This is a genomic window from Terriglobia bacterium, assembly GCA_036496425.1.
Classification (GTDB): Bacteria; Acidobacteriota; Terriglobia; order 20CM-2-55-15; family 20CM-2-55-15; genus 20CM-2-55-15.
This window is the reverse complement of sequence record DASXLG010000122.1, coordinates 1-21,019: the sequence shown is the minus strand read 5'-3', so window position 1 is coordinate 21,019 and position 21,019 is coordinate 1. Positions and strand designations below refer to the sequence as shown.

The window sequence follows — 21,019 nt, the reverse complement described above, 5'->3', positions numbered from 1 at the left end:
TTCTGGAGATCTTCAAGACTCTGATACTGGAATTCGGCAGCCGGCTTTTTCCTTTCTTCCTTGCGGCGTTCGCGATCGTCTGCCTTCTTCTGCTCGGCTTCCCGCTTCTCCTCTTTAATGCCCATGAGATCGGGGTAAACCGTCTCCATGAACTTTTTGAAATCCTCTTCGGTACAGACCTGCGGCTCGATGATGACGCCTTTGATATACCGCCGGACATCATCGAACGCGAGAAGGTTCGAGGGGTTGACCATCGCCAGCGTTACCGAGTTGTTCACGTACGAAATCGGAACAACCTTGTGCAACAGGCACAACGACTGAGGAAGCAGACCGACGACCCGGGGGTCGAACTTGCCTTTGAACAGGTTGACGTACTCGATACCGACCTGTTTCGTAGCGTCCTCGAGACGTTCCGCCAGAATACGAGCCAGGCCGAGGGAGATTTCCGGATGCTGGGTCAGCAGATTTCTGAAGTCGGCACGCGTCAGCGTGAACACGACCGTCGGCTGAACCGTCGTAACAGTTGCGGAACGCGGTTTTCCGGTCAGCAGCGACATTTCGCCGACTGCGGCCCCTGCCGAAAGCTGGGCAACGAGAAAGTCGATACCGGTTGCGGGGTCCTTCTTCCGGACCTCAACCAGACCCGACTTGATGATGTACATCGATACGCCGGGAGCGCCTTCGCGCACGATGACTTCGCTGGGAGGGAATTCCGCTGTTTTGAGACAGGTTCCGAGCTTGGCAAGACTGTCTGGACCCAGTTCTGCGAACAACTTGACGTTCTTGAGGAACTGAACAAGCTGATCGGTTTCGTTAATTACAGCGGACATGGATTCTTATTTTTTTATCGACTTCGCCGTCCCTGGCGCCCTTTCAACGAGGATGAGAGTATCGCTAGTCTCGCATTCAGGCTAGCGGAAGTCAAAGAAGTTAGTGCGGGGGGCCGGGATTTCCGCGGAGCTCCTGTTTCCAACCCAGGATCCGGGCAACATTTCCTTCTTTTTCAGCATCTTCGATGCGTCCCTGGGACTGGTAGAACATCGAGAGGCTGGTGTGGGCCAGGATGTCATCCTGGTCGATTTCAATCAGTTTTTTGGCGGCAGCGATCGCTTCGTCGATACGCCCCCGGTTGAACAAAGCCATACCCAGACCGTGGAGGGCGTCCTGATAGGCGGAGTCGAGGGCCAGGGCCTGTTTATAGAACTCGATCGATTCGTCGAGTTTCTCATCACCGAAGGCGTTCACCGCCTGCTCGAAATATTCTTCCTTCGTCATTCCAAGTAGTTTACCAAGCCTATCTTGCGCGGCCGAACTTTTCCTGAAGCATGCGGATCTTTTCTTCCATGGACTGCTTCGAAGGCGGGGGCAGCGCCTCGATTGGAGGTTTTGGCGGACGGATCTGCTGCGGTTGCGCCGGCTGTGGTTTGCGCGGCGGGCGGTCCGGCCTGGGCCTCGCGGGCGCCGGTGCCGCCGCTTCGGACGCGGCGGATTGCGCGGCTCTCGGCGCCGCAGCTGCCTCAATAGCCGGCTTCATTTTCTTGCGGCGCGGCGGGCGTGGCGGCTTCGGCATGATGGCCTTCATCGAAAGGCTGATGCGCTTCATCGTGGAATCCACGCCGATCACCTTCACCTTGACGATTTCTCCAACCTTTACGGCCTGGCGCGCGTCCTGGATATATTTGTGCGAAAGCTCAGAAATGTGGACGAGGCCGTCCTGGTGCACACCCAGATCGACGAAGGCGCCGAAATTCGTCACGTTCGTGACCGTGCCTTCGAGCTCCATGCCTTCCTTCAGATCCGCAATCTCCTTTACGTCATCGCGGAACTTCGGCACCACAAATTTCTCGCGCGGATCACGTCCGGGCTTCAACAACTCCTCCCGGATATCGGCGACGGTGAACTTGCCGGCCTCGCTTTCCAGCGCCTTGTAGTTAATCGCATTGACCTGTGCCGGATTCTCGATCAATTCGGCGACCGAAACGCCCAGCGACGACGCCATTCGCTCGACCAGGGAATAAGACTCGGGATGTACAGCCGTGCGATCCAGCGGGTTCTCACCGTCTTTGATTCTCAGGAAACCGGCCGCCTGCTCGAATGTCTTGTCCCCGAAACCTTCGATATCCCGGAGCTGAGTGCGGCTCCTGAACAGTCCATGCTGGTCGCGATACGCCACGACATTCTGCGCCAGCTTCTCGCCGATTCCGGAAACATACTTCAGCAAATCCGCCGACGCGCTGTTGAGGTCGACGCCGACACGGTTCACGCACGACTCGACCGCAGCCGCCAGGCTGTGCTTCAGTTTTTTCTGATCGACGTCATGCTGATACTGCCCGACGCCGATCGACTTCGGCTCTGTTTTCACAAGCTCCGCGAGCGGATCCTGCAGCCGGCGCGCAATCGAGATGGCGCCGCGAACGGTCAGATCCAGTTTCGGAAATTCTTCACGCGCCCGCTTCGAGGCGGAGTAGATCGAGGCGCCGGATTCGTTCACCACAATGACGAAGATCTCGATCTTGTGCTTCTCGATGACCGTCCGCACGAAAGTATCCGTTTCGCGCGAACCGGTTCCGTTGCCGATCGCAACACCGCGCACGTTGAACCGCTGAATCAGGTCGACGAGCGTTTTCTCGGCGCCTTCGAGATCCAGCTTGGGTTCGGTGAGATAAATCGTCTGATTTTCGAGGAACTTTCCGGTTTCGTCGACGACAGCGATCTTGCAACCCGTTCTTTGCCCGGGATCGATTCCGATCACGCCGAGCGAGCCGGCCGGCGGAGCCAGCAGCAGCGTCCGCAGGTTTTCCTCGAAAACCTGGATCGCCTCGGATTCGGCGCGTTCCCGCAAGATCGATCGCACTTCAGTCTGAATCGAAGGCAGCAGAAGTCTTTCGTAGGAATCGCGCGCGGCGCTCTCCACGAGCGGAGCGAATTGGGACTGCGGATCCCTGACCACCTGGGGAATGAGGGACGCGATGAACTTGTCGTTATCGACGTCAATGCTGAACGTGAGGACGCCTTCACGCGTTCCACGCCGGATCGCGAGCATGCGGTGTGAAGGAATCTTCGAAACCGTTTCCTCGAAGTTGTAGTACATCTCGTACTTGGTCTTTTCGGTTTCCTTGCCTGCCGCCACCTTCGCCCGGACTTTGCCCTCGCCGAGCATCAGTTCCCGCAGCTGCTTTCGAATCCCGGGGGTCTCCGCTATCCGCTCGGCAATGATATGGAGCGCGCCCTCGAGGGCAGCTTCCACCGTCGGCACCTCTTTTTCGGGATTGATGAATTGCTGCGCAAATTCTCCCGTGACCTGCTCGCCGGTCTGCTCCCAGATGTAATTCGCCAGGGGCTCGAGTCCGCGTTCGATAGCCAGACTCGCCTTGGTTTTCCGCTTGGGCTTGTAGGGGAGGTAAAGATCCTCGAGTTCGTTCTTGCTGTAGGTGGCAACGATCTTCGCCTTCAGATCGTCGGTCAGCTTGCCCTGCTTCTCAACCGAAGCCAGGACAGTGGCACGCCGGGCTTCCAGGTCCGTGTAGTACTGGCGCCGGTCGTCAATATCACGGATCTTCACTTCATCGAGGTTACCTGTAGCTTCCTTGCGGTATCTCGCGATGAAGGGGACGGTGCCGCCTTCCTCGAGTAAGTTAACGGTTGTTTCGACGCGCGAAACCGGCGCGCCGACCTCTTTGCTGATTCTCAGGAGGATTTCCGGATTAAACATGACGTGAGATAAAAAGTATGCCAGAAGTTTGTGCTTCGCGCTATCACGCTTGCACTTCGCCAGTTAACGATCTCTTCCCATCTGGATGCCGTAACGCGGGCCTTCTTTCTGAACCCAGGCCGAAAACCGGGCCATAACCGCGGCATATTGGCCGGCATTTTCTTTCAAGCGCCGCCCGTCCGAGAACGTGACGGTGCCTGCGCGTTGCACGTCTTCGAGCACGGCGTACTGGTCCTGCATGACTTTCAGCAGGTCCGCCGTCAACTGATCGGCCGTGGCCGCCAGTGAAGGGCTTTTCCGAAGCTCATCGATAGATTTCGCCGTGGCGGTCTTCAAGGCCGGAAGACGATCGAGATGACCCTCCTGCAGCTCGTTGGTAGTCTCCTCAAAAGTCTTCTGAGCGTTGTTGATGGCATTGATGAATTCTTCAGTGGTCGAACCCGTGGTAAGAATCTGCGTAAAACCTCTGCCGACGTTCCGCACCGAAAGATGCGGCCCGTTGTAATTCTTCCAGACCGCAAAAAAGCTGACCGCGATCAGGCCCATTACGGCCATTTGAATGCTCGTGAACAGCGGACTCTCTTCTTCACCGGGACGCTGAAACCGAATCACCGATGCCAGCGCGGCACCTGCCAGCAAGCCGCCGATATGCGCCGAATTATCGATGGCCGGGATGCTGAATCCGATCACCAGATTGATCAGAATCACCGGCAGCACACCTGTCCCGACGGCCCGTTTGAAAAAGGGCGGGATCTCGTGCCGGTGACGGATGCCGAACACCAGCAGGACGCCGAACAATCCGAAGATCGCGCCCGAAGCGCCCGCCGACTGGGTTTCAGGATGCATCAGATAGCTTCCCGCGACGCCGGCAATGCCCGTGAGCACGTATAAAATAACGAATCGCGCGCCGCCGTAGAGCTTCTCGACCTGCGGTCCGACAACCCACAGCGCGTATGAATTAAAACCGATGTGGAGCAGCCCGATGTGAAGGAAGATCGGTGTCACAAAGCGCCACCATTGTCCGATCGCGATCTCCGGATTCGACTTCACTCCGAATGCCATCAGCGTCGGTTCGTTGGTGCTGCCGCCGGCAAAGGCCATCAGGATGAAAATGAAAATATTGAAGCCGAAAAAGAAATACGTGTAGGGCGTGCGCCGCGCCCACAAAGCCTGGAGGAACTGAAGATGGTCTTCCTGAATCACAGATCCCGGCGTAAGGTCTTCGCGATCTCGCTCGCCGCTTCCCGTGCCTTGTCGAGTTCGTCGGGTTTGAAGGAGATCGCGGCCACCACGGCGTGGCCGCCGCCGCCGTACTGCTCGCACAGCTTGGCGAGGTTTTGCCGGTGCTCGCGGTTGGTCCAGGGATTCGTTCCGACGGAAACCTTCGCCCGGATGGGCGACTTGCTGACTCCGACACTGTAGACGCTTTCAGGAAAAAGGTAATAAGGAATGAACTTGTTGTAGCCGTCGAGGTCGTGCCCGCTGACGTCGAATTCGATCACCCCATCCGTACAACTGGTGGCGCCGCGCATGATCTCGATCGATTCGAAATGGTGCTTGTAAAGCTTTTCGAACATCGCACCGATTTCGGGTTCGGCGATCACGTCGGCCAGCGACTTGTGTTGAATCTCGCGGATGATCTTGTGGATCAGTTCCGGGCTGTGGCTCGCCTCGATGACCAGCATCAATCGCATCGCGGGCTCTTTCAGCTCGACCGCCGTTCTGGCGTCCGGAAACTGCGCGCCGTCGATGATGTCCGCCCAGTAGATCAGGTTATCCAGATCCGGCATCGGGGTGTTGAATACCGTCCGCGTGACGTGTGCGATGAACTTTGTACACGACTTGTAGCTGGGATCGTGGAATTTGTAGCCGCTGTGGTCGCGGCGGAAATGGGCCTCGTCCTGCGCGGACAGGAAGGCGCTTTCATGATGATCGAACCACCAGGTCAGCCGGTCCGAGGCGGCATACTTGAAATCCACAATGGCGTTCTCGCCGGCGCCGAACTGATCTTCGGCGATATGCTGGCCCGCCTTGTGGGTCAAACCCTCGTATTCGATTTCCGCGGCCGCGTCGATGTGCGCCCGGTAGAAGCGCGAAAAAACCGCCGCCGACGACACGCCGTCGAAACAATTGTCGTGGTACAAAACTCGAACTTTTTTCATCTGCTTACTTCAACAAATATTTGGCAATCGTTTGCAACTGCATGTTCGAGGTACCTTCGTAGATCTTGCCGATCTTCGAATCACGAAAGTATTTCTCGGCCGGGTAATCCTTCGTATAACCGTACCCGCCATAGATCTCGACGACCAGTGATGTAACATGTTCGGCCACCTGCGACGAAAAATATTTCGCCATTGCCGCCTCTTTCAAGAAATCCCGCTTCGCATCCTTCAAACGCGCCGCGTTATAAACCATCAGGCGGGCGGCTTCGATCTGCGTCGCCGTCTCCGCCAATTGAAACTGAATAGCCTGGAAATCCGCCAGCGGTTTTCCAAAAGCTTTCCGCTCTTTGGAGTACGCCGCCCCATATTCCCAGCTGCCCTGCGCAATACCGACCATCTGGGCGCCGATCCCGATCCTGCCTTCGTTCAGCGTTTCGATGGCGATTTTGTACCCTTTTCCGATTTCGCCGAGCACATTCGCCCTCGGAACCTTGCAATCCTCCAGGATCAATTCGCAGGTGCTCGAAGCGCGAATGCCCAGCTTGTCTTCCTTCTTGCCCACCGTGAAGCCGGAAAAATCCCGCTCCACCAGAAATGCCGTAATTCCCTTGTAGCCCTCGGCCGGATTCACGTTCGCAAAAACAATGAAGACGCCGGCTTCCACCGCATTCGTAATCCACAGCTTCCTTCCGTTCAACAGGAAGTGTTCGCCCTGATCCACCGCACGGCACGCCAGCGCAAAAGCGTCGCTGCCCGATTCCGCTTCCGATAATGCATAGGCGCCGACCAGGTCTTTTGCCAGCCGCGGAAGGTATTTCCGCTTCTGATCCTCGTTCGCCCAGCGCATGATCGCATTGTTGACCAGCGTATTCTGAACATCAATGAACACCCCGAACGAGGCATCCACCCGCGAAATCTCCTCAACCGCCAGCACCGACATGAAAAAACTTCCCGAGGCGCCGCCCAGCTCTTCCGGGATATGTATCCCCATCAAACCGAGTTCAAAGAGGCCGGGAATCACGCTCTTATCGAGCCTGGCTTCCTCATCCATCTTGTGGACAAGCGGTTTTATGCGGTCCTCCGCGAAGGAACGGCACGATTCCCGGAACAGTTGCTCGTCTTCAGAAAGAACAGTCAGCGGAGTACTCATTTTCAACACCTCGCGCCGGAAACTGCACTGCAGGAAAATCGCGTATTATAACAGCCCTCGGCACCGTTTATAATTATCAATTATGGAGCCGCATTCGCATGCCGGACACAGCCACCATCACGCCGGTGGCAGCCTCAAGACCGCCCTTGCCATAACGGCGATATTTCTGGTGGCGGAGTTTATCGGAGCGTTGTACACCAATTCCCTGGCGCTGCTGGCCGATGCCGGACACATGCTTACCGACGTTGCGGCCTTGTCTCTCAGTCTATTCGCAATTCGATTCGCCGGACGGCGGGCCACGCCGCGGATGACTTATGGATTTCACCGGGTTGAAATCCTGGCGGCCCTGGCAAACGGAGTCTTTCTCGTTCTCGTCGCATTTTACATCTTCTATGAGGCGTATAACCGGCTCAAAAGCCCGGCTGTGGTCAAGGCGAACTGGATGCTGGTGGTCGCACTCATCGGGCTGCTGGCCAATCTGTCGAGCGCCTGGGTGCTTTTCGGCAAGCACCACGATAACCTGAATGTGCGGGGCGCCTTCTTCCACGTCCTGACCGACGCGATCGGCGCGCTGGGAGCGGTCCTGGCAAGTATCGCGATACTGGTCGGCGGATATGTCGTGGCGGATCCGCTGATCAGCCTTATGGTTGCAGTGCTGATTCTATGGAGTTCGTGGATCGTGATCCGGGACGCCGTGGACATCCTGCTGGAAGGAACACCGGCCCACATCAATATTGTCAATTTGCGGGAACAGCTGGGACATCTCGATGGCGTGGGATCCGTGCACGACCTCCACGTCTGGACTCTGACCTCCGGCATCCTGGCGATGAGCTGCCACATCGTGGCTGAGAATGAAAGCTACAACGGCACGAATCTTCTCGCCCGGGTGAATTGCGTCGCCCGGGAAGATTTCCACATCGATCACACCACTATTCAAATCGAACACAATATTCAGCAGGAGCCTCTCGAGTCCTGCAATTGCCACTTCGGCGCATGGGATTCACCTTGACTTACTTTCTGTCTTTCGTGCTTTTCGTTCTCGTTCAAAATCCTTCACTCGACAGCCCCAGCCCCAAAGAACGGCAGGCGGCCATCGAACAAATGGCGACGCTCGGGAACCATGACGCCGTCGCCAAACTCGGCGCGGCGCTCAAAAAAGAACCCAAGAGCGAAACTCGTGCAGAAATCGTCGCGGCGCTCGGGCGGATCCGCGACAAAGACGCGATTCCGATCCTCGCCGACACCTTGCGCACGGATCTGGACAAGGATGTCCGCTCGCAGGCGATCGATTCGCTGCTGCGGATGTACATCCTGCTTGAAGATACCGGCCAGGTACGCACGATATTCAACAAGGTCAAGAGCGTCCTGATCCAGCCCAACGCGCCGGTCGTCGGACCGGAGGTTCAGGTCGATATGGCCACGAAAGAAGCCCTCGCCGCCGCCATGCAGAAGGACTTCAGCGACGAAGTGCGCGAAGAAGCCGCCCGAGCGCTCGGCTCACTGAGAGCGAAGGACCAGATTCCCGCGATGATCGCTGCGCTGCAAGATCCGCAGAACCGGGAACACCGTGCGGTCCGCGCCGAGATCGTCCGCACGCTCGGTGCCATGCGCGATCCGTCGGCGGGCCCCGCACTCGAGCGCGCCCTGCTGGATCCGGATAAAGCGGTGGTCTCCGAAGCGATCGTTGCGGTAGGCCTTGTCGGCGATACCGCCGCCCGGCCGACGCTCGAGGACATGTTCAAAAATAATTCCAGCCCGGCTATCAAATCGCGCGCCCTGGAATCGCTTGCGCTGCTGCGCGATCCCGCGAGCACTGCGCTGTTCGAATCTCTGATGGACAGCAAAGACGATAACTACCGCGAGCTGGCTGCCGAAGGTCTCGCCCGGCTCAAATACCCCGGTGCCAAAGACTGGCGCCAGCGCTATGAGCAGGAGAAAAAGGCAAATGTACAGAATGCCCTCGCCTACGGCCTCGCCGCGGCCGGCAATCTGGACTACATGAATAATCTCGCGCAGGCGCTCGATACCCGCCAGGCGTTCCAGGTGGAAGTCTACCTCTTCGAGCTGGGCAAGTTCGACGGAGACCTGAATGAGCTCTATCGCTACCTCAAGAGCGCGAATCCCAAGGTCCGCGCAGGCATCGCACGAATCATCGGAAACATCGGCGACCCCTCTTCGGCCGATCAGATTCGCGCGCTCAACAATGATCCGAATACCGATGTCGTGCGCGAATCCGTCGCCGCGCTCCGGAAATTGAGCCGCTGATCCGGCCGCTAGGCTGCGGCTGGTATAATTCTTGGTTTTATGACCTGGTTCAAGCGCGAGAAGAAGCCGATCGAGGTCCCGGAGGAGAAGCGGGTCGTCACCGAAGGCCTGTGGATCAAGTGCCTCGGATGTAAGGAACCGCTGTGGAAAAAAGACCTCGAAGGCAACCTTCAAGTCTGCTCGAAATGCAGCTACCACTATAAGATCCCCGCGTACGACCGCATCGGTCTCCTGATGGATGAAGGCTGGATCGAACACGACTCGTCGCTGTACTCGGTCGATCCGCTCGAATTCAAGGCCAACAAGCCGTACAAAGACAGCCTTGCGACGTTGCCTAAGAAAGTCGGCGTGCTCGAAGCTGTAGTCAACGTCCAGGGGAGAATGGATGGATTTCCGGTAGTCCTTTCCGCCATGGAATACAACTTCATCGGCGGTTCAATGGGCTCCGTCGTCGGCGAGAAGATCACACGCAGCATAGAACGCGCCATCGAAAGCAAGTCGGCGCTGGTTGTGGTTTCCTGCTCGGGCGGCGCCCGCATGCAGGAAGGCGCCTTGAGCCTGATGCAGATGGCGAAGATTTCGGCAGCCCTCGCCCATCTCGATCAGAAACGTCTGCCGTATATTTCGATCCTGACCGATCCGACCACCGGCGGCGTTACCGCCAGCTTCGCGATGCTGGGGGATCTCAATATCGCCGAACCCGGCGCCCTCATCGGCTTCGCCGGTCCGCGCGTGATCGAACAGACCATCCGCCAGAAGCTCCCCGAAGGTTTTCAGCGCAGCGAATTCCTGCTCGAGCACGGCATGATCGACGCCATCGTTCACCGCAAAGACATAAAGGCGTTCATCACGAAATCGCTTAAATTCTTCATGAATTAGCGTTCCAGCCAGACTACATGGCTAAATCGCGGAAAATAGTCATTTTGTCGCTAAACTAACCTGATGGGCGTTCCAATCACTGTCATCGGCGGCGGTCTGGCGGGAAGCGAGGCTGCCTGGCAGATCGCGCAGCGCGGCGAGCGTGTCCGGCTCTTCGAAATGCGGCCGGGCCGGCAGACGGGCGCTCATCAGAGCGATCGGCTTGCCGAGATCGTCTGCAGCAATTCGCTGAAATCGAATCAGCCGTACAACGCCTCATGGCTGCTGAAGGAGGAGTTGCGGCGATTCGGGTCGCTCCTTATTCAAATCGCCGATGGCGTCCGCGTGCCCGCCGGCTCCGCTCTTGCCGTGGATCGGGACCGGTTCGCGGCCGGAGTCACGGAAGCCGTCTCCCAGCACCCGAATATCGAAATCGTGCGAGAAGAGATCACGAGGATCCCCGCCGACGGCATCGTCATCATCGCCAGCGGCCCGCTGACCTCCGCGCCTCTTTCCGAGGGGATCCGCGAATTCTGCGGCTCCGAACATCTCTACTTCTACGACGCGATCAGCCCGATCGTCGACGCGGAAACCATCGATGCCGCCAGAGTCTATCGGGCGAGCCGTTACGGCAAGGCGGCCGACGATTACATCAACTGCCCGATGAGCCGCGAGGAATACGACGCGTTTTACCAGGCCTTGCTCGCCGCCGAAAGCGTCGCCATTCACGAGTTCGAGCAAGCGAAGTATTTCGAATCGTGCCTCCCGATCGAAGAACTCGCCCGCCGCGGCCGCGATACACTGCGATTCGGGCCAATGCGTCCGGTCGGGCTGGAGGATCCTGCCACAGGCCGTATACCTCACGCTGTCGTACAACTCCGCCAGGAAGACCTGATGCAATCGAGCTACAACATCGTCGGCTTCCAGAACCATCTGAAGTTTTCGGAGCAGAAACGCATCTTCCGGATGATTCCCGGACTGGAGCAGGCGGAATTCCTCCGCCTCGGCCAGATTCATCGCAACACGTATATCAACGCGCCGCAGGTGTTGCATCCGACGATGGCGTCGAAGCGCGACGCTCGAATCTTCTTTGCAGGACAACTTGCGGGCACCGAGGGCTACATCGAGAATGTCGCGTCCGGGCTGCTGGCGGGAATCAACGCCGTTCATTTACTCCGGTCCGAGGAACCTGTCGTTCCCGCGGCCGAAACGGCGATCGGGGCATTGTGCCGCTACATATCGACTCCGCAGAAACACTTCGCACCGATGAACATCAACTTCGGCCTGCTGCCGCCGATGGACATGCCGCGACGGATATCGAAGAATGACAAGCAGCGCCTGCTTTGCGAGCGCGCTCTTGAATTATGCCCACCCGTATCAACATCAACGGCATCATAGCTTCGCCGGAGGACGCGAAGATCTCCGTCCTCGATCACGGCCTGCTGTTCGGCGACAGCGTGTACGAGACGTTGCGGACTTACGACGGCAAACCGTTTCTGTTTTCCCGGCACTTTGCGCGGCTGGAACACTCCGCCCGCGCCATCGATCTGCCGCTGCCGTGGACGAAGTCCAGGACCCTCGACGAGATTCGAAAAACGATGTTCGCCGGCGAATGCCGGATCCGCGTGTTGTTTACGCGAGGAGTCGGCGAGCTCGCAGCGGACGTGGAGACCTGTACTGACCAGACGCCGATTATCATTGTGGTGCCGCTGGTGCCGCCGCCGGAACGCATCTACAGGGAAGGCGTCGAGGTGGTTATCTCGTCCGTGCGCCGCAGCCCCCGGTTCGCCGATATCAAAACCGGAAGCCTGATTCATCAGGTGCTGGCGCGGCGCGAGGCCAAGACCAGGCGGGCATATGAGGCGATCCTGCTGACCGCCGATGACAAGCTATCAGATGGGATCACCAGCAACATCTATATGGTGCGCGACGGCAGGCTGTTGACGCCGTCACGTGAGGCGGCAATCATCGAGGGCATTACCCGCGGCGTTGTTCTGGATCTGGCGCGCGAACTGGGAATACCGGTGGTCGAAGGACTCTTCGAGATGGATGAAATCGGCCGGGCCGATGAGATGTTCCTGACCAGCAGTACTCGCGAGGTGGTTCCGGTATCGCGCGTCGACGGCAAAGCGGTCGGCAACGCGCAGCCCGGTCCCGTGACTCTCCAGCTCTTGCACGCATACCGGGCGGCGATTCCCAAGCTGACAGCGGAGGATTAGTTGGAAGATGAAATCGAGGCCTTCGTCGAGGCGCTGCGGAATCGTGCGGTTTCGGAGCACACGCTGGTGGCCTACGAGGGGGATATCCGGAGCTTCGCCGCTTTCATCGAAACGAAGAAAATCGCCCTTGAAGCGATCGACCATATCGCCATCCGAGACTTCCTTGGCCACCTCTACGAACTCAAGCTGGAAAAGAGCTCCGTCGCGCGCAAGCTCGCCTGCATCCGTACGTTTTTCAGGTTCCTCGTTCGCGAAGGCCGCCTGAAAGCCAATCCCGCGGAGCTGATTGCCACACCGCGCCTGCCGAAAAAACTGCCGTCGTATTTGCCGGAAGCGGAAGCTGCGATCGTGGTCGAATCGCCGCAGGGCACCGCATGGATCGATTTCCGGGACCGTGCCATCCTCGAGCTGCTGTATGGCAGCGGCATCCGCTTGCGGGAACTCGTCGGCCTGAACGATGACAGCCTGGACATGCCCCAGCGGCTTGTAAAGGTTCTCGGAAAGGGCCGAAAGCAGCGCATCGTTCCCTTCGGCGAATTTGCCGCCCAGGCGCTCACGGCCTATATCGAAGTCCGGAAGCGCGAACGCTTTTCCGAATCCGCGGAGGCTGGCCCCCCTCCCCTGTTCGTCAATACCCGGGGCCGCCGGATGAATCCGCGCAGCGTCCAGTTCGTCGTTGAAAAGACCCGCCTGAGTCTCCTCTCCGGACGCCACCTGTCCACCCATACGCTGCGGCACACCTTTGCCACGCATCTGCTCGAGCGGGGTGCGGATCTTCGGGCAATTCAGGAACTTCTGGGCCATGCGAGCCTGAAAACGACACAGAAATACACCCACGTCAGCCTGGAACACCTGCGCGCGGAATACGACAAGGCCCACCCCAAGGCGAAGCGGAAATGAGCAAAAACGGATCTTATTGCACCATTTGTGGCTAACCTCTTTGTTGAACAGTGTATAATCGGGGTTTGTCTTTAGTGAGGAGGATACGACTATGTATGCCGTGATCCGATCGGGCGGGAAGCAATACCGCGTAGCGCCCGGACAGACCATCCGGCTGGAAAAGGTGGCGGGCGACGTCGGCTCCAAAGTGGAGCTCGGCGAAGTCTTGCTCGTGGAGAACGAGGGCAACGTCCAGGTCGGCAGCCCGATCGTCGCAAATGCGAAAATTCAGGCGACCGTTCTCGAGCACGATCGCGCCAAGAAAATTCTGGTCTTCAAGAAAAAGCGCAAAAAACAATATCGACGGACGGCGGGACACCGGCAGGATTACACGGCGGTCCGCATCGATAGCATCACGGTTTAGGAGTACTCATGGCGCATAAAAAAGGAGTCGGCAGCTCACGCAACGGCCGCGACAGCCATTCGCAGCGGCTCGGAGTGAAGCGTTTTGCAGGCCAGCTCGTCACGGGCGGCTCCATCCTGGTCCGCCAGCGCGGCACCAAGTTCAAGGCCGGCATCAATGTCGGCATCGGCCGAGACGATACGCTGTTCGCCAAGATCCCCGGCATCGTTCAGTTCGAGGATAAAGGCGCAGTGGGCCGATTCATCTCCATCCAACCAGTTGAATAGTTAGGCCGCAGATTACGCGGATAACGCAGATGGGCGCGCATTGATAGATTCTGGTGCGCGCCCATCTGCGTTATCCGCGTAATCTGCGGCCAATTCCATGTTCATCGACGAAGCAAAAATCACAGTCAGAGCAGGTGACGGCGGGCACGGTTGCATCGCGTTCCGCCGGGAGAAGTCCGTTCCTCGCGGCGGCCCGAGCGGCGGCGACGGCGGAAACGGCGGCAGCATTTACCTCGTCACGAATAGCCACGAAAACACCCTGCTGAAGTTCCGGTATAACCACATGTTTCGCGCGGATCGCGGCCGTCACGGCGAAGGCAGCACCCGGCACGGCCGGAACGGAGACGATCTTGAAGTCACGGTCCCCGTCGGCACGGTTGTCTACGATGATGAGACCGGCGAGATCCTGCACGATTTCACGCAACCGCAAGAACGCGTTCTCATAGCGCATGGCGGGAGAGGCGGCCACGGAAATGCCCACTATGTTTCCTCCGTCAATCGCGTTCCTCGCAAGGCACAGGACGGAGCCGGCGGTGAAGAAAAAGGCCTGCGGCTGGAACTCAAGCTGTTGGCCGACGTGGGCCTTGTCGGATACCCGAACGTGGGCAAGTCCACCCTGATTTCCCGGATTTCAGCGGCGCGGCCGAAAATCGCCGATTATCCTTTCACGACTCTCGAACCCCAGCTGGGCGTGGTCTCCGTCGATGGCGGCGAAAAGACCTTCATCGTTGCAGACATTCCGGGACTGATCGAAGGAGCGCATCTGGGCCACGGCCTGGGAATTCAGTTCCTTCGCCACATCGAACGCACCCGCGTGCTGCTGCACCTGATCGACGTCTCGGTCGGAAACGAACGCGATCCGATCGATGAATTTCACGCCATCGACGCCGAACTGGCCGAGCACAGTCCGGAGCTGCCGAAAAAACCGAAGATCATCGCCGCCACCAAAATGGATGCGGCCGATAAAAAGAAGGTTCAGAAGCTCGCGCGCTGGTGCAAAAAGAACGAGCTGCAGCTGCATAAAATTTCTTCGGTCACGGGCGAGGGCCTCGACGACTTGAAGCGCGCCATTTTCATGAAACTGCATCCTTAGCGGATTTACACGAGTGTTATCCTGAATCTTTATCTATGAAAACGACAGCATATCCATCGCACGTCATCGAGACTTCTTCCGGACCCGGACTCGTTGCCTCTGAAACTGTCGAAGAAGCCGCCACCCTCGAACACCTCGAAGGCCGCGTCATCCCCTACAGCAAGATTCCCGAGGCTGAAATTCGCAGCGCTTTCGAAATCGATGACGACCGCTGGATAGTGCCGCAGGCTCCGGCTCGTTATATGAAGCATTCCTGCGATCCGAACTGTTACGTCTCTAAAAAGCTCGATGTCGTCACCCTCCGCAGGGTTCACAAGGGCGAAGAGCTCACGCTCATGTACAACGAGGTTACGCTCGACAAGTACATGCAAACCGGCGCCACGCTGCCGAAATGGGATGACCGCCGCAGCTTCGATTGCGTGTGCGGCACGCCGAAGTGCATCGGCCGCATCGACCGCTGGGTTGTGCCGGTTCCTCACGATCCGAACGCGAAGGGCGTCCGCCTGGGCATTGTCGCAGGACACGGCCGCGGCATGTTTGCCGCCCGCGACTTCCTTAAAGGTGAATTGATCGAACGGGCGCCGATCATTCCGATCGACGAAAAGAAGTGGCCGAACGCGGCCAAGACGATCCTGTCGGATTACGCATTCGACTGGGGCATAAACGACGAACACGCGGCGATCGCCCTCGGATACATCTCCATCTACAACCATTCGTATTCGCCCAACGCCCAGCTGGAGCAGATGCTTGATGAATTGATGATGGAGATCATCGCAATCAAGGACATTCGGACCGGCGAGCAGATCACGATCAACTACAACGGCGATCCGGCAAAGCAGGATCCGCTGTGGTTTACGGAACGGGCGGCCAAACGGCGGCCGACACGAAAGAAATCGGCGAGAAGATGAAAAAGTGCTAGAATCGGCCCCGAAGCATGAGGATTGCGATATTGGGTGGGACTTTCGATCCCATTCATAACGGACATCTCGCTGCAGCCCACTCGGTCGCTGAAACTTTCCTCGTTGATGAAGTCCATTTCGTCCCCGCGTTCTCTCCACCCCACAAGCAGTCGCGCAGTATAACCTCGCCGTTTCACCGTTTTGCGATGGTGGCGCTGGCGACCCTCTCCATCGAACGCTTTCGCGCGTCTACAATAGAGGTAGATGCTCTCGAAAGACGGTATACCGTTGAAACGCTGGAGGCGATGAAGAAACCGTATCCCGGTTCCGAGTTGCTCTTCATCATCGGGACCGATATGTACCAGGAAATCGAGACGTGGAAGAGTTTCCGCCGGTTGTTCGATCTGGCGCACCTCGTCATCGTGAACCGTCCGGGGTTCCCGTTCCGCGAGGACGTCGCGCCCTATCAGATCCTCAGCGAAAACCAAACCGTGACGCTGCCGCAGCGCCCGACTGTTTTCTATCTGCCGTTCGTCAAGCAGCCGATTTCGTCCACCGAGATTCGAAGCGATTGCAAAAAAGGCGCGGAAGTCCGCCAATGGCTGCCGCCGCTGGTATGGAGTTACATTGAAAGAAACAAGCTTTATTCATGAACGTGATCAAAAAGGAGAAGAACAACCACAATTGAGCAACACAGAAAATCAACTATCCGACGCCATCGAAGCAGCGCTCGACAAGCAAGCCCAGGACCCCGTTGTCATTGAACTTGGCGAGGTCTGCTCTTTCACGGATTATTTCCTGATCTGCACCGGTACTTCGACGCGCCACAACCAGACCATCGCCGAACACATCGAAGAAACGCTCAAGCGGGAAGGTGTTCGCCCGTTGCATGTCGAAGGGGTCAGCGAAGGGGAATGGATCCTTCTCGACTACGTGGATTTTGTCGTCCACATTTTCTCGGCCCGGTCACGCGAGTTCTATGATCTCGAACGCCTGTGGCGGGCCGGCAAGCGCCGCGATGCGCATGATCTGGTTGCGCAACGCGCGCTCTAATTCGTAAATAAGGAACACTTGCACGCATCCATGTCCAGCATGAACGAGCCGCCGTATCCGTTTGTCTTCTCGGCGGACTCGCCAATGATGACGATTTATCGCACGCTGGAACGGATCCGCGAAACGCCGACCACGGTTCTGATCGAAGGCGAAAGCGGAACCGGAAAAGACGTCCTGGCGCAGTGGCTTCACCACAACGGTCCTCGCAAAGACGGCCCCTGCATGAAGATCGATTTCTCGTCGCTCCCCGAAGAGCTGGTCGAATCCGAATTATTCGGCTACGAACGCGGCGCCTTCACCGGCGCGGTCTCGTCCAAACTCGGAAAACTCGATCTGGCCCAGGGCGGCACCGCCATCCTGGATGAGATCGCCAACGTCGATCTGACGGTCCAGGCCAAGCTGCTGAATGTCGTCGAGGCCAAACAGTTCTACAGGCTCGGAGGAAACAAGTTCATCGAACTGGACGCGCGAATCGTCGCGCTCTCCAGCATACCGCTGGCCCACGCCGTCGAGCGGCGCATCTTCCGCCAGGATCTTTTCTTCCGCCTCAATTTGATAACCGTCCGCGTGCCTCCTTTGCGGGAACGCCGCAATGAAATTTTCGAGATGGCCGGGTTCCTGCTCGCGCAAGTGGCGCGGAAATACAAACTCACGGCAAAACTGAACGACGGCTGCCGCGGCCTGTTCGAACAATATGAGTTTCCGGGAAATATCCGCGAGCTTCGCAATGCGCTGGAGCGCGCGATTCTGATGGCGCCGTCCCAGGAAATCACTCCGGAGACGCTGCCGGCAGCGTGGTATTCGCCGGCAGCGTCCGCTTCGAAGTTGCCTACTCTGGAAGATGTGGAGAAAAAGTACATCGCTGAAGTACTTCGCCAGACGCGGGGAAAGAAAGTGAAGGCGGCGAAGATCCTCGGCATCAGCCGCAAGACCCTGCTCGAAAAACGGAAAAAATACGGCCTGGAATAGGCGATGAAGCTGCGCGTCGTCTGGATTGGAAAGACGAAAGACCCGTCGATGGGGAAGCTGTGCGCAGAGTATGCGGCGCGGATTAAGCATTTCCTCCCGCTTGAAATCGCCGAACTGAAAGAGCTGAAGGTGGAGGCGTCCGATCGCGTGGTCGCGCTCGACCCGAAGGGTAAGGCATGGACGTCGGAAGGATTCGCCAAGTTCCTTCAGCAACACATGACGTCCGACCCGCGGCGGCTGGTGTTCATGATTGGAGATTACGCGGGCCTGCCGGAAGGCATGAAGAAGCAGGCTGATGTCCTGTGGTCGCTATCTCCGCTCACTTTCACCCACGACCTGACGCGAGTGCTGCTGCTGGAACAGATTTATCGGGCGCTGACGATTATCAAGAATCTCCCATACGCGAGGTGAAAGCGGTGAGATCGACATTCCCCGCCTTTGCAAGGCGGGATGGCTGCGCCATTAACCAATGGTCCCGTTCCTTAGCGGCGCGGGGGAGGTTAGTAACTTCGAACAAAATAAGGTGCGCTTCGCGGTTCCTTGACAACCGCCCCGCCCGAGCGGTCTAACGTTTAATCGCTCGGGCACCCCGCCTTTGAAAGGCGGGGAATGGTCCGTTCAAAGTCCCGCGCAGCGCGCTCCTTTTCTATCCCCTGCCTCAGCGCTTCCGCCGCCACCCGATTCGCTTCCTTCACATACTTCCACGTGATTAACGAGATGCTTCCCGACAGCAGCGCCCCGGCGGCCTGCACCGCGCTGGCGGCGGCGGTCGCGCGGCAGGTCATCCACGGCAGAATGGAATCCGCGACCGATAAGGCGATCAGCACATACATCATGACCTCGGTCGCACCCTGCCCCCAATAAAACTTCTTCCTTCCGAGGCGCTTCGCCAGGACCGCCATCACGCGCGCGACGAGGTGCTTCCGGAAGCGTTCGAGCGGCTCATACCGAAATGTCCACCAGGTCAGGAAGAAGAAGAGCGGTGCGAAGCCGCGCAGTTTATCCGGCCAGTAGTGCGGGATGTCCGTAACCCCGCAGGCCACGATGCCATCGAACGTGATGAACCACAGAAAGCTGAGCCATCGCACGCGGCTGTAGATGGCTTTGGGATCGTCATCCTTATTAATGAGGGGCGCATCCGGCTCCGGCTTCACCCGGAGCATCAACTTCAGCGTGAAAACCGTTCCCATCAGGATGACGGCGCCGTGCCACAGAAGGGGGAAGGCAAAGGCGGAGGATGGCGAAACTCCGCGCAGCACGGCTCCGGACACAAATGCGAACAGGCCCGCGACCCCCGCATCGCCGATGGACTGATTGCGGTATTGAGCGTTGCTCGACACACCGTCCTTGAGCTTCCAGTTATGCATATATCCGTCGCGCAGACAGAGGCCGCCGAGCACCGCGATCAGCATGGCGGCGTAGCCCAGCGGCATGGCCGAGAAGCCGAAGCAGAACACGACCAGGAGAAACACGCCGATAAACGAGTACCGGTTGAATGCCTGGATGGTCTGATCCCGATACGCCACCACGAGGTACCTCAGGAACTCCCTGGTTTTTTGCAGCCGCGTCGCCGCCGTGTTCTCCATCAGGTCGCGCATAAAGCTCTCGCGCGAAGCGTGCGGCAGTGCATTCCGGACAAGGATCTCGAACGATTTTTCCGCTTTCATGCAGGTTCTCCCAAGTATCCGGCCTCGCGCTGAGCCGCCGCCTTCGCGTGTGCGAGCGAGCGTTCTCCCGCCATCGTGGCCATGTAATATTGTCTGCCTGTGTTCTGGGGTTCGCTGACCGGGTCGGCGCCTCGCCACACGAGCAGCTTCAGTTTCTCGAGCCGGAGCAGCGACGCGTACGCGGCGCCCATCAGAACGTGCTTTCCGGTCCTTTCGCCGGCCCGGCGCGCAATGTTGCCGTGATAGCCCGCGCCGCGCAGCTCGATGACGGCTTCGAGGATCACCTGGTCGAAAGGCTGGATCGCCGCCACATAGTCCTTCGGGATCAGCCGGCCCTGTTTGCGCAACACATCCAGGGCATAGTCGACCGATTTCTGGATCGCCGCCTCTTCGGCCGCCTCATCGATCGGAGGAAGCTCCTCCACCGGCGACGCCAGGTCCTCGGCCCACACCTCGAAGAACTCGGCCAGCGCCTCCCGGTGATCCGGATACATTTCCTGCCAGCGCGCCAATGCCTCCGGCGTCGGCTCCGGCTCCTCGATCAACAATAGATGCGAAACATATTCAAAAGAGGGTGTCGGGTTCATTGGGCTCCTCCTTCCCTGGGGTCCACGCCGAACGCCCGGCGAATGGCCTGGATACCGGACTTCAGCAGATCCCAAACGTCGTGCTCCGTCCTTTTCATCTTCTGCACGACGGACCGCATCGGCAGATCCTGCATGTAATAAAGGTCCAGCGCCTTCCACTCCCGCCGGGTTTTCACGAAGCGGGACGCGGACTCGATCATCCGGCGCCGGATCGCGATCTCTTCGGGACTGGCGCCGGAATCCGGCAGGGCCGCGAGGATGTCTGCGAACGGCTCGCCGTCCGCATCGACCTCCTGGGTCTCATTCGAGACGCGCTTGGCGCCCATCGGCGAGCGTTTATGGCTGCGCAGCGCATTCTTCGTCATGGCAGAAATGCCCGCCTCGAAAGCGATCTCGTAGAAATCGAGGTTGGTATCGCTGCTTTTGCCGAGCAACAGGTTCAGGAGCCGGGTGTCGATTTCCGTCAGGATCTGCTCCCGCTTGTTATCCGGATGACGCCACACTCTCCGGAACGCGATCCGCCGGGCCCGTTTATGGGCTTCCCGGTGCAGTGCCCCGGTGAGTACTTCACCGTTTTCCTTGGGATTCTGGATGAAGTGCACCACGCATTCCGGCAACATTTCCGGAACGCATGGCAGCAGTTCGGCCGCCGGCAGCGCCCGGAGCCTGCCGAGTTGGGTTTCAACGTGAGGACGCCTTTGCTTCGGTTTGCCCTTCTTATTCAATGACGTCAAGGGCGGAACCGCAGCGATCAGGCCGTCTGGAGGCAAAAAGTCGTTCATCGCATTGCGTTCCCTTCCCCTCGCGCGCCCCTAC

The 21,019-nt window shown here is 58.5% G+C and carries 23 protein-coding genes; 14 read left to right on the top strand and 9 right to left on the bottom strand.

Translation table 11 applies throughout. From position 1 onward, the window contains the following. The 6 genes from VGK48_08510 to VGK48_08485 form a co-directional block, all read right to left on the bottom strand. Window positions 1-830, bottom strand: an 830-nt coding sequence (locus tag VGK48_08510) for a cyclic nucleotide-binding domain-containing protein (GenBank protein HEY2381212.1), incomplete at its 3' end; no start/stop codon positions are given. Between the two features lie 100 nt (window positions 831-930). Beyond that, window positions 931-1,275, bottom strand: a complete 345-nt coding sequence (locus VGK48_08505; GenBank protein HEY2381211.1) for a tetratricopeptide repeat protein — start codon at window positions 1,273-1,275, stop codon at window positions 931-933. Between the two features lie 19 nt (window positions 1,276-1,294). After that, complete coding sequence (locus VGK48_08500) at window positions 1,295-3,712, bottom strand: Tex family protein (protein HEY2381210.1); 2,418 nt, start codon at window positions 3,710-3,712, stop codon at window positions 1,295-1,297. A gap of 63 nt (window positions 3,713-3,775) precedes the next feature. After that, complete coding sequence (locus tag VGK48_08495; GenBank protein ID HEY2381209.1) at window positions 3,776-4,915, bottom strand: rhomboid family intramembrane serine protease; 1,140 nt, start codon at window positions 4,913-4,915, stop codon at window positions 3,776-3,778. After that, window positions 4,912-5,874: a phosphoesterase gene (locus tag VGK48_08490; GenBank protein ID HEY2381208.1), complete on the bottom strand. Its 963-nt coding sequence runs from the start codon at window positions 5,872-5,874 to the stop codon at window positions 4,912-4,914. The genes VGK48_08495 and VGK48_08490 overlap by 4 nt, the downstream gene beginning before the upstream one ends. Window positions 5,875-5,878: 4 nt before the next feature. Next, window positions 5,879-7,024 (bottom strand): acyl-CoA dehydrogenase, encoded by a 1,146-nt coding sequence (locus tag VGK48_08485; protein ID HEY2381207.1) that lies wholly within the window; start codon window positions 7,022-7,024, stop codon window positions 5,879-5,881. Between the two features lie 82 nt (window positions 7,025-7,106). Between VGK48_08485 and VGK48_08480 the strand changes: the two genes are divergently transcribed. From VGK48_08480 to VGK48_08415, 14 genes are all read left to right on the top strand, one after another. Beyond that, window positions 7,107-8,033 (top strand): cation diffusion facilitator family transporter, encoded by a 927-nt coding sequence (locus tag VGK48_08480; protein ID HEY2381206.1) that lies wholly within the window; start codon window positions 7,107-7,109, stop codon window positions 8,031-8,033. 17 nt (window positions 8,034-8,050) lie between these two features. Next, window positions 8,051-9,289, top strand: a complete 1,239-nt coding sequence (locus tag VGK48_08475; protein ID HEY2381205.1) for a HEAT repeat domain-containing protein — start codon at window positions 8,051-8,053, stop codon at window positions 9,287-9,289. A gap of 39 nt (window positions 9,290-9,328) precedes the next feature. Further along, the gene (accD, locus tag VGK48_08470; GenBank protein HEY2381204.1) at window positions 9,329-10,168 is read left to right on the top strand and encodes an acetyl-CoA carboxylase, carboxyltransferase subunit beta; all 840 of its coding nucleotides are present in this window, start codon (window positions 9,329-9,331) and stop codon (window positions 10,166-10,168) included. A gap of 63 nt (window positions 10,169-10,231) precedes the next feature. After that, on the top strand, window positions 10,232-11,545 hold the full coding sequence (gene trmFO / locus VGK48_08465; GenBank protein ID HEY2381203.1) for a methylenetetrahydrofolate--tRNA-(uracil(54)-C(5))-methyltransferase (FADH(2)-oxidizing) TrmFO: 1,314 nt from the start codon (window positions 10,232-10,234) through the stop codon (window positions 11,543-11,545). Further along, window positions 11,512-12,366 carry an aminotransferase class IV gene (locus VGK48_08460; protein ID HEY2381202.1) on the top strand — a complete coding sequence of 285 codons (855 nt, stop codon included), beginning with the start codon at window positions 11,512-11,514 and terminating at the stop codon, window positions 12,364-12,366. Before trmFO ends, VGK48_08460 begins: the two co-directional genes overlap by 34 nt. Continuing rightward, window positions 12,367-13,266 (top strand): tyrosine recombinase XerC, encoded by a 900-nt coding sequence (gene xerC, locus VGK48_08455; protein HEY2381201.1) that lies wholly within the window; start codon window positions 12,367-12,369, stop codon window positions 13,264-13,266. Window positions 13,267-13,357: 91 nt separating this feature from the next. Further along, window positions 13,358-13,669: a 50S ribosomal protein L21 gene (rplU, locus tag VGK48_08450; protein ID HEY2381200.1), complete on the top strand. Its 312-nt coding sequence runs from the start codon at window positions 13,358-13,360 to the stop codon at window positions 13,667-13,669. 8 nt (window positions 13,670-13,677) lie between these two features. Then, window positions 13,678-13,935 carry a 50S ribosomal protein L27 gene (gene rpmA, locus VGK48_08445; protein HEY2381199.1) on the top strand — a complete coding sequence of 86 codons (258 nt, stop codon included), beginning with the start codon at window positions 13,678-13,680 and terminating at the stop codon, window positions 13,933-13,935. Between the two features lie 97 nt (window positions 13,936-14,032). Continuing rightward, window positions 14,033-15,028 (top strand): GTPase ObgE, encoded by a 996-nt coding sequence (obgE, locus tag VGK48_08440; protein HEY2381198.1) that lies wholly within the window; start codon window positions 14,033-14,035, stop codon window positions 15,026-15,028. Between the two features lie 35 nt (window positions 15,029-15,063). Next, window positions 15,064-15,936, top strand: coding sequence for an SET domain-containing protein-lysine N-methyltransferase (locus tag VGK48_08435; GenBank protein HEY2381197.1), 873 nt, complete (start codon window positions 15,064-15,066; stop codon window positions 15,934-15,936). 26 nt (window positions 15,937-15,962) lie between these two features. Further along, window positions 15,963-16,580 carry a nicotinate-nucleotide adenylyltransferase gene (nadD, locus tag VGK48_08430; protein HEY2381196.1) on the top strand — a complete coding sequence of 206 codons (618 nt, stop codon included), beginning with the start codon at window positions 15,963-15,965 and terminating at the stop codon, window positions 16,578-16,580. Then, window positions 16,555-16,980 (top strand): ribosome silencing factor, encoded by a 426-nt coding sequence (rsfS, locus tag VGK48_08425; protein ID HEY2381195.1) that lies wholly within the window; start codon window positions 16,555-16,557, stop codon window positions 16,978-16,980. Before nadD ends, rsfS begins: the two co-directional genes overlap by 26 nt. A gap of 39 nt (window positions 16,981-17,019) precedes the next feature. Beyond that, the gene (locus tag VGK48_08420) at window positions 17,020-17,949 is read left to right on the top strand and encodes a sigma-54 dependent transcriptional regulator (protein HEY2381194.1); all 930 of its coding nucleotides are present in this window, start codon (window positions 17,020-17,022) and stop codon (window positions 17,947-17,949) included. 3 nt (window positions 17,950-17,952) lie between these two features. Further along, complete coding sequence (locus VGK48_08415; protein ID HEY2381193.1) at window positions 17,953-18,360, top strand: 23S rRNA (pseudouridine(1915)-N(3))-methyltransferase RlmH; 408 nt, start codon at window positions 17,953-17,955, stop codon at window positions 18,358-18,360. A gap of 161 nt (window positions 18,361-18,521) precedes the next feature. On the opposite strand, the gene VGK48_08410 is transcribed toward VGK48_08415, so the two are convergent. Genes VGK48_08410 through VGK48_08400 form a run of 3 tightly spaced genes read right to left on the bottom strand, consistent with a single transcriptional unit; the run spans window position 18,522 to window position 20,985 of the window. Further along, window positions 18,522-19,616, bottom strand: coding sequence for a hypothetical protein (locus VGK48_08410; GenBank protein ID HEY2381192.1), 1,095 nt, complete (start codon window positions 19,614-19,616; stop codon window positions 18,522-18,524). After that, the gene (locus VGK48_08405) at window positions 19,613-20,203 is read right to left on the bottom strand and encodes a hypothetical protein (GenBank protein ID HEY2381191.1); all 591 of its coding nucleotides are present in this window, start codon (window positions 20,201-20,203) and stop codon (window positions 19,613-19,615) included. The genes VGK48_08410 and VGK48_08405 overlap by 4 nt, the downstream gene beginning before the upstream one ends. Beyond that, window positions 20,200-20,985, bottom strand: coding sequence for a hypothetical protein (locus tag VGK48_08400; GenBank protein ID HEY2381190.1), 786 nt, complete (start codon window positions 20,983-20,985; stop codon window positions 20,200-20,202). The genes VGK48_08405 and VGK48_08400 overlap by 4 nt, the downstream gene beginning before the upstream one ends. Between the last annotated feature and the right edge of the window lie 34 nt (window positions 20,986-21,019).